This is a genomic window from Psychrobacter sp. 78a-MNA-CIBAN-0178 (genome assembly GCF_040309625.1).
Taxonomy (GTDB): domain Bacteria; phylum Pseudomonadota; class Gammaproteobacteria; order Pseudomonadales; family Moraxellaceae; genus Psychrobacter; species Psychrobacter okhotskensis.
The window spans coordinates 1-249 of sequence record NZ_JBEOOZ010000179.1 but is presented as its reverse complement, the minus strand read 5'-3'; the positions used below and the strand labels follow the sequence as shown (position 1 = coordinate 249).

The following is a 249-nucleotide window of genomic DNA, read 5'->3' as shown; positions in this document are numbered from 1 at the left end:
CAATGATAGCAACCAGTATGTAAATGTGGCTCATACAATGCCAGTTGCCCTTGCATGGCAATCGCCGAGGCAGATAATAACGGAATTTGATAGCGGACGCTGACACGATTGATAATATCACGGGTGGCAAAATTATCAGTACAATCTAACAGCAGATCAGGCTTACCGACTGCCATATCGAGCAGCTCATAAGCATTGTCTTCGCTCAATCGTGCAACCGTACCACGCGCCCTAATTAAAGGATTGATG

Annotated in this window: 1 protein-coding gene; it reads right to left on the bottom strand. The window is 45.8% G+C overall.

Going from position 1 to position 249, the window contains the following annotated elements:
- Nucleotides 1-249: HesA/MoeB/ThiF family protein (locus AAEY80_RS14750; RefSeq protein WP_350588628.1), on the bottom strand; the 249-nt coding region annotated here is incomplete at both ends.